This window comes from Bacteroides sp. AF32-8BH (genome assembly GCF_003435205.1).
Classification (GTDB): Bacteria; Bacteroidota; Bacteroidia; order Bacteroidales; family Bacteroidaceae; genus Bacteroides; species Bacteroides ovatus.
On the sequence record NZ_QVLZ01000059.1, the window covers coordinates 1 to 6,347 of the forward strand.

Consider the following 6,347-nt stretch of genomic DNA (forward strand, 5'->3'; position numbering starts at 1 on the left):
TCGTGCCTGATAGGGATAGTAGAAATAATAGTGTTCGTCCAACAGCCCGCCTGCGAGCGGTGTCGGACTTTCAGTTTTCCATACGAGACCGCCCGTGTCGGCATCTCTCTCGGCTGTCAGTTTCACGTTGGAATAGACTGTTTGAGTGCCCCGCACCACGTATAGGCCGCAGGCCCCGCCTTCGGAAAACTTGGTTTGGCAGCCATTCTCCACAGTACGGGTGGTTTTGCGAACAGCCGACGTATATCCGTAAGCGGTTGAGCAAATACATCTTGTCATAATATCCTTTCCCGTTTATCTTTGTGTGCAAAAAGGATTTATGGCAAAATATATGACAAGGGAGGAGTTTTTCCATATTCTTCTTCGACAACGCCAAAGCAACTTAACGGTAAAGGATTTTTGTGCGAATGAAGGATATAACCGTTCCCAGTTTTACGACTGGCGCTCACGTTTCAATATATCGGACGAGGAGCTTAAATCTGGAAGTGTCCCCACAGCTGGCATGGATGGTTTTGTTCCGATAAGCATAGACAACAACAATGTGTCTGCACCAACGTTCCAGTCCAAACCTGCCTTGTGCCCGCAAAAGACAGAGAAAACTTCCGGTAAATGTACTGACAACTCGGAGATATCCCTGGAGCTTCCCAACGGGATTAAAATGAAATTTAAGGGCACGGGTGGTTGTAAAGCCGCTTTGAGCCTGCTCACTAAACTGTGTGGAACATGTTTTGCCTGAACGACTCCATGCGTTACTTTTTATGCCCCGGCAGTACCGATATGCGTAAGGGCATGTTCAGCTTGAGCGGTCTGATCCGGGAAAAAATGAACGGGGATGTCCGGAATGGAGATGTGTACATCTTTATCAACAGGCTGAAAAACCGTATAAAGCTTCTGCACGCAGAAACGGGAGGTCTGGTGATGTACGAGAAACTGCTTGAGGAAGGAACTTTTAAAATCCCCGCTTATGATCCTGAAACCCACTCGTACCCCATGACCTGGAGTGATCTTGTCATCATGGTGGAAGGCATCAACGAGGACAAACGAAAGGGAAGGCAAAGACGGCTCTCCGATCTGAAAAGACACTGGCAAATATCTGTAAACAAAGTAAGTGTTCGGTGAACTCCCCCTATAAATAATCCTTTCATTGAATACCTTTGTCCATGATTTAAAAATATACAATTATGGTGACAAGAGTTCAATGGACAATGGACGATTTCAAAGAAATTTATGCCCGATATAAAGAAAGCGGTTTAACAATAAAGGATTTTTGCTCTAATGAAGGAATCAAGCGTAAACGTTTCAGCTTTTGGAAAGCAAAACTGAAAGGTCCCAAAACGAATGCCGCAGCCAAAGGTAAGTTTATACCGGTTAAAATGGGAGCTGGCGGTCATGCCCTGTCCGGCAAAACTCCAGCTCCAGCATCTTTTTTTTCTCCTGATTTTCCTTCTTCCGGACAGCCACAAAGTGTCTGTGAAATAGTATATCCCAATGGTGTTACTGTGCGGTTAAATGGTCCCGTGTCATCAGAGATTTTACAGACCCTTATATTTTTAAACCTTAACCGTTAATCAGCCGATGTTCAGTCTTAACGAGTCAAACAGATATTATCTGTATCCTTATCCGACCGATATGCGTAAGAGTTTTTATACTTTGAGCGGTCTGGTGACAGATCAGATGGGCAAGAATGTGCGTGATGGAGACGCTTTCATTTTCATATCAAGGAATTGCGCCTCTATGAAAATCCTCCACATGGAATATGGTGGACTGGTAATATATCACATGAAATTGGAACAAGGGTACTTCCACGTACCTTCTATTGATACGGAAGAAGGCCGCATCAAAGTCGTGGAGACCTTCTGGAGCGATCTTGTAATGATGGTCCAGGGTATAGACAGCAGCAAGGTCAGACGGCATAAAAGAAATATGCCTGTAACGTTCAATTGTAACAAATTATAACACATGTCGCATTGTCCTTTAACCGATTTTGCGTATCTTAGTGTCATATTTAGAAACAGTTATGTCAAATACGTCAACAGAAAACGAAGCCCTTATAAAAGACCTCATGTATAAATGCGACTGCCTTTACAGGGAGAACAGCAGGTTGAGGGAAAAGGTGTCCGCGCAGCCTCTTGGGGTTGCGGAAAAGGAGGCTTATGAGCTTCAGTTGTCTGAAAAAGATACCATTATCGCCAAAAAGGAGGCAAAGATCAGCAAGTTGGAAGAACGGGTGGCATATCTGGAACGTCAATTATATGGGCGGAAAGCGGAAAAGTTTATCAAACCTGACGCACAAGACAGATGGCTGGATTTTGAAGGTTTTGACATGTTGCCGGAAGAAGCGGAAGCCGCTGCGGAAGCAGAAAAGGAGCTGCAAGCTACCAGAGAGGCGGTCATCGCCCGTAAAAAGATGGCAGGAAAGCGTCCGGTCCGTAATCCTCTCCCTGAAAATCTGGAACGCAGGGAGGAGCATGTTTATCCTGAAGGGTATAATGAAGAGGAATGGGTTCTTCTTCCCGGAGAGGAAGTGACCGAGGTCCTCGTGTATGAACCTGAACGGTTTTATATCCGGAAAATAATACGGCATACGGCCAAGCGGAAAGGCACGGACGAGTTCCGTACAGGAACAGTACCGGTCATGCCGATCGCCAAGAGCTATGCGTCCTCCTCGTTGCTGGCTGAAATGATGATAAACAAGTATGTGGACCACCTCCCGTTCCACAGGCAGTTGGAAAGGTTCAGGCGAGTAGGCGTGCATCTCCCGCCATCGACGGTTAACGACTGGTTCAAAGATGTGGCCGATCTTTTAAGGCCACTATACTTCCGACTCTGGGAGTTGATATTACAAACGGACTATATACAATCGGACGAGACTACAATCCCTGTCATACATGACGAGAAACACAAGACGGTAAAAGGATACATCTGGCTTGTGCGCAGCGTTATGACCGGACGTCAGTTTTTCTATTATGATAATGGCTCCCGTGCAGGTAGGGTGGTCTTGAAGCTCTTCAGCAAGTTCCGTGGAGCCATACAGACGGACGGTTACGAAAGATACGATTTGCTGGACGCGAAGAAAGGGATTATCCTGCTGGGCTGTTGGGCCCATGCCAGAAGAAAAAGAAAATAAGGTCCGTCCCGTGGCGTGCGGACGCAAAAACTATTTATTTTGTGGCAACCATGACGCCGCGGAAGATGCTGCGGTACTCTACTCGTTCTTCGGGTGCTGTAAATCTGCCGGTGTGGACTTCCGTACATGGCTGATCTACTTCCTCGAACATATCCATGACTATGACAATGACTACTCAACAGACTTGGCAGAATTACTGCCGGATAATCTGAAAGCTTACAATAAGCTCGCCTCCTACGCATTATCCTAAACGCCCTTTAGGTGGGGCAAAAGGTATGAATGTACCTTGGTGTACCCTTTTGGTAGCCCAAGCACGGACAAATGCCCCTTGATGTACCCTTTTGATGACCCAAACACGGACAAATACCCCTCGATGCACCCTTTTGATAGCCCAAGCGCGGACAGATACTCCTCGATGTACCCTTTTGATAGCCCAAGCGCGGACAGATACTCCTCGATGTACCCTTTTGATGACCCAAACACGGACAAATACCCCTCGATGCACTCTTTGGGTAGCCCAAGCACGGGTAAATACCCCTCAATGTTACTTTAAGGTGTGCCGAGCAGGACGTACACCCTACCTTTACTCGTCAAGGGAGTTCACCGAACACTTACGAACTTTCCTAAAAATTCAAAAAAACTGTGTCCTACGGGCATTGCTACCCTTCGGCGGACATCTGGCGACCTTTCACAAGGACGCATTCCGTTTTCTTCATCGTAACTCTTCGTATATATGTCTAAATTGCACTTTTTCCTTTTTTACTTCCACGCTTTCCTTTTCCGCCCAGAGGAATGTGATAAAAGGAAGCGGTGGGCTGCATCTCGTTTAATCATAAAGAAGGCCCCAGGATGCCCGAAAACAACTTAAACAGACAGCAGCCCACGCTTGTAGTAGCTGTATAGGAGTCAGTCCTGTTCCTTTAGCAGAACCAGCTTCGGTCGATGGCCGGCAGCTCCTTTTTCCAATACCACTTGCGCCAAGCGAAATGTTTGCGCACCACGAAGTAGCTTACTTCCTCGCTCTCTTTTTCTGCCTCGTAATCAAACGCTGAATGGCCGACAGCCAAGCGTTCAGCCCAGTAAAGGAGGTAGTAAGCGAACAGCGGCAGGGCGGCAAATCCCCAGCATACCTGCCAGCCCAAAAGCAGGGACGGCAGCAGGGACACACAAAAACATTCCGTGTATTGCCGGCGGTGGATGCTCATCTCCATCTCTTCCCAAATGCCTTTCTCGCCATAAGGGAGGGCAGTCAGGGTAACCAGAGGCAGGGTCACGTAATCGTAGGGATTCAGCCGGCCTTGCAGCAGACGGGCGATTTTGCTGTCATAGATGATCATAGCTCTTTAGTTATTGGTGTTTCATGCAGTTTTACAGGTCTCTCTCGGCGCGGATGAACGTGCCTTGATTGTTGTAGTACAGTTCCCAGCCGGGGATGTCTATCTCGTAACCGCCCGGTTGTTTCTCTACCTTGTAGGGTACAGCATCGGGGTAACGGGTAGCGATGTCCGTCGCGATGGCTTCCGGCAGGATGCCGTTCGGCAGCGCGGAGAACTTGCAGTCCACGCTTGTCCAGTCGCCCTGTCCGTCAAAGTCCAATTCCGTCCCATCCGAGAGCCATGCCTCGTATTCGGTTGTTCCGTCATCCTTGTCACGCACCGCACGGGTGCATTTCACACCGGGGAAGTACTGTGCGATGAACTGCCGCGCCTTTTGGGGCAGCGCGTCGTAGCCGATTTCCTTCTCGTCCTTGTCGCAGGATGCCGCTGCCAGTATCACGAGCAGCAGCAACAGAGGTTTGACAAATACCTGTTTCATGTCCTTTTCTATTTAGGTTTCTGTTTGTTATTATTCAATTCTTATCCTTCTCAAAGCGTTTTTTTGTTCCGACCTCCGGGGCGGTTGTTCAGCGGGCGGTTCATCCGCCTGAGCAGTGCGGCCTTCAGGCTGTCAAGGAAAGGCGTCTGCCGGTTGCGGATGCGCAGGTCGCCGAATGTCCGGGACAGGTTCTTGTCCAACTCGATGTTGAATGCCCGCTGCACGTACTCCGACAGCCTTGTCAACGGGACATCCCCGAATACCTTGCGGCTGTCCAAAGCAAATAGCAGTTCGGTCAGTTCCGTCTTCGTCGCTTTCCACGTCAGGCGCACCTTCGGCAACGATTCTTCGGCTTGCCGCAGCTCGAACGCCTCCAATTCCTTCGTCAGGTAGCGGATCAGCCGCTCGTTGGCAAGAAGCCGTGCCGCCATGAAGTTACAGTTGGTCGAGAAAGACGGATCACGCTCGTGATGGAACGACTCCAAGTAGAGTGCCGTGTCAAGGTTGCCACGCAGGTAATAGAGCGCGTCCAAGTGGGTCAGCCCGGAGCGGTAGTAACGCACGAAGTCCGAACGTTTCTCGTTGTAGCGGTTGATGCCCCGTATCTCGTCTATCAGGTAGCTTCGCTGCGACTCGCTGCCTACCGGACGGTTCATCTCGATGTTGTATATCTTGCGGTAGTAGATGAGCCGGTGACAGATTCGGGGTTTGACCGTCTTGAAGAACTCGATTTCCTCCACTTCGTCACGGAAAGTATAGTCCGCGATGAAGGCTTTCAGTTGCACTTAGGAAGCGGACGGTTTAGCGGCTTAATTGCCGTTAAACCGTCCGGTTTTCGTTTAACGAAAACACAACTTGCTGTCCGCAGGAGCGGACCATGTTTCTCCAAGAATTATTGTGTATCAGACCATTGTGTGGCTATTTTCCTGTGGTTTGTGGGGCTTTTCCATCAGATATTTGCCGGCTGTTCTCCCCATTAAAGGATAGATATATCTCCATGACCATGTGACTTACGCCCATAATTCGGGGATAAGGAGGCGAATATACGGAAAATCTGCCCTTTACATGCCCTATTGTCCATTAATGGATTGCTACTTCTACACTTCTGCAAATGGAGAATGGGCATGTAGCCGTGTACGACTTATGTTTTTTCTTCATTGTCTCCATTAACGGATTGCTACTTCTACACTTCTGCAAATGGAGAATGACATGTAGCCGTATACGCCTTATTGTTTTTTCATCGTCTCCATTAACGGATTGCTACTTCTACACTTCTGCAAATGGAGAATAACAGGTAGCCGTATACGCCTTATTGTTTTTCTTCATCGTCTCCATTAACGGATTGCTACTTCTACACTTCTGCAAATGGAGAATAACAGGTAGCCGTATACGCCTTATTGTTTTT

7 protein-coding genes and 2 pseudogenes are annotated in these 6,347 nt (G+C 48.3%); 5 read left to right on the forward strand and 4 right to left on the reverse strand.

The annotated features are described in order from the left end of the window. Positions 1-279, reverse strand: a pseudogene (locus DWZ47_RS30490) (hypothetical protein); the annotation flags it as partial. 40 nt (positions 280-319) lie between these two features. Between DWZ47_RS30490 and tnpA (DWZ47_RS27100) the strand changes: the two are divergent. The 5 genes and pseudogenes from tnpA (DWZ47_RS27100) to tnpC all read left to right on the forward strand — a co-directional run bounded on the left by tnpA (DWZ47_RS27100) (position 320) and on the right by tnpC (position 3,377). Then, positions 320-736, forward strand: coding sequence for an IS66 family insertion sequence element accessory protein TnpA (tnpA, locus tag DWZ47_RS27100; RefSeq protein ID WP_013610373.1), 417 nt, complete (start codon positions 320-322; stop codon positions 734-736). Then, complete coding sequence (gene tnpB, locus DWZ47_RS27105) at positions 724-1,119, forward strand: IS66 family insertion sequence element accessory protein TnpB (protein WP_077153712.1); 396 nt, start codon at positions 724-726, stop codon at positions 1,117-1,119. Before tnpA (DWZ47_RS27100) ends, tnpB (DWZ47_RS27105) begins: the two co-directional genes overlap by 13 nt. Before the next feature lie 62 nt (positions 1,120-1,181). Continuing rightward, complete coding sequence (gene tnpA, locus DWZ47_RS27110; RefSeq protein WP_233525122.1) at positions 1,182-1,568, forward strand: IS66 family insertion sequence element accessory protein TnpA; 387 nt, start codon at positions 1,182-1,184, stop codon at positions 1,566-1,568. A gap of 7 nt (positions 1,569-1,575) precedes the next feature. Then, positions 1,576-1,956, forward strand: coding sequence for an IS66 family insertion sequence element accessory protein TnpB (tnpB, locus tag DWZ47_RS27115; RefSeq protein WP_077153714.1), 381 nt, complete (start codon positions 1,576-1,578; stop codon positions 1,954-1,956). Between the two features lie 61 nt (positions 1,957-2,017). Further along, a pseudogene (gene tnpC, locus DWZ47_RS27120) lies at positions 2,018-3,377 on the forward strand (IS66 family transposase). 670 nt (positions 3,378-4,047) lie between these two features. Here the strand turns inward: tnpC and DWZ47_RS27125 are convergent. From DWZ47_RS27125 to DWZ47_RS27135, 3 genes are read right to left on the reverse strand one after another with little or no spacing between them, the layout of a single operon-like run. After that, positions 4,048-4,464 carry a hypothetical protein gene (locus tag DWZ47_RS27125; protein WP_075964296.1) on the reverse strand — a complete coding sequence of 139 codons (417 nt, stop codon included), beginning with the start codon at positions 4,462-4,464 and terminating at the stop codon, positions 4,048-4,050. A gap of 31 nt (positions 4,465-4,495) precedes the next feature. Then, the gene (locus tag DWZ47_RS27130) at positions 4,496-4,942 is read right to left on the reverse strand and encodes a PepSY-like domain-containing protein (RefSeq protein ID WP_077153715.1); all 447 of its coding nucleotides are present in this window, start codon (positions 4,940-4,942) and stop codon (positions 4,496-4,498) included. Positions 4,943-4,992: 50 nt separating this feature from the next. Continuing rightward, a complete protein-coding gene (locus tag DWZ47_RS27135) occupies positions 4,993-5,727 on the reverse strand; it encodes an RteC domain-containing protein (RefSeq protein ID WP_233525123.1) in 735 nt (244 codons plus the stop codon). Positions 5,728-6,347 lie beyond the last annotated feature (620 nt).